We start from the raw sequence: 1,479 nt of genomic DNA, 5'->3' as shown, positions 1-1,479 counted from the left end.
CTCTCCGTCACCGGCGTCGGGGTAAATACTAACACTTGAGAAAGCAGGGAGTTCACGGTCGTCGTCGAACATCTGACGGTGCAAAACGATGGCGGCCACCGCGTGCCCGGCTTCGTGATGCGCCACAGACGGGAGAAGATATTGGGAGGCTACATTCATGCGGTGCGGCTCTCAGATCTAGTTTCCATCCAAGCCCTGATATCGGATTCAAGCCATGCGACTCGGCCGGGGGAGATGCGACGCCGCTTAGGGAACAGGCCTGCCTTCAGAGTCGCGCGGTCGCGCTCGAACTGCGTTCCACTGAAGTGCTTCAGGGTCTTTGCCGACTGGCCGGCGGCCCAGGCAAGTGCCCGCTCGCCTTCCACATCTTCAAGCCAAAGATAGAGATCGTCGTCGGGAGCATCCAGCGTTGGACGGACATCAAATGCGTTCATGTCCGGACAGCCTTCAGAAAGAAGGGATAGAGGCTTCCGTTTGATCGGGAACGCTTAGTGTTGGTAGCGGCGCCCACATGTTCGAAAAGCGTGATCATTGATGAGTTCTTCCAGTCGGTGCGGCATCGCAGTGCTTTTGCGCATAGGACCGCAATTGTCGTGCCAACTGGGAAAATCGTTTCGGAACAACGTGATCGCTCTGGCAGCGTTGTGTCAGATGTCCGACATCGTCGAGAATCCGACAACGAGTGCTCCTCCTAATCACCGGATCAACCTCCGGCGCCAGTCGGTGACACCGCATTCCTCTGTCTTTCCAGGAGACGGCGTGGACATCAATGCCGTTCCTCACCGAACCCGCCTCCTAGCCCTTCGCCCATACGTCACGGCCGCCCCCCGGTTTGGCTTCAACCTGAAGGATTACGGCGTCCTCTTCGCAGAGAAGATCGGGTTGTTCGTGGCGCGCGCAGCGGAGCCCAAGGAGCTTTTCTGGGTTGCGGATACTGGCATGTCGATATTACGACCGTGTGTCCTTCGACAAGCTTGGTGGCTTCTTCAACCAGAATCTCGCCGCGGAGATCGAATCGTTATCTGCGCCGCAAAGTGCGGCCGGTGAGCGGCGTGGCCCTGCGTTCCAGTTGGCCACGGTCCTCGCTGGGACGAGCAAGTAAATGGCTTGCGCAGCAACGGTGCGATCACACCTGGAGCACGGCGTCATCAGGAAAGCGCCATCCTTGTGCGCCCACGACACCCTGGTCGCCATCGGCCGCATCGCGGGGGGGCACTGTGGGCGATAACCATTCATTGATCTGGGCGATTGAGGGTTCTGCCGGGGCGCTATTGCTGCTCGGTAGGGCTGCGGGCTGGCGAGTCTACCAAGGCGAGCAACGACAGGCGAGACGGCAGACATTACGTGACGGAACTTGATATTGCAGTGCAGCAAGCGTAGAGCACCGCGCGCTTATCGGAGTGTCGTCCATGGCCCTTACCAATGCTGGTAACGAGGCAGAACCTGTCGAACAATCGAGCCATTCTGAGGTCGAGCAGC

The 1,479-nt window shown here is 59.0% G+C and carries 1 protein-coding gene; it reads right to left on the bottom strand.

The window, feature by feature from the left end:
- Nucleotides 1–155: 155 nt before the first annotated feature.
- A complete protein-coding gene (locus tag EOA33_RS41410) occupies nt 156–434 on the bottom strand; it encodes an AlpA family phage regulatory protein (RefSeq protein ID WP_063169289.1) in 279 nt (92 codons plus the stop codon).
- Nucleotides 435–1,479 lie beyond the last annotated feature (1,045 nt).

Origin of the sequence: Mesorhizobium sp. M4A.F.Ca.ET.050.02.1.1, from assembly GCF_003997725.1 — a bacterium.
In the GTDB taxonomy this organism is placed as follows: Bacteria; Pseudomonadota; Alphaproteobacteria; order Rhizobiales; family Rhizobiaceae; genus Mesorhizobium.
The sequence above is the reverse complement of the archived record's forward strand: the minus strand, read 5'-3'. Positions and strand labels throughout refer to the sequence as shown.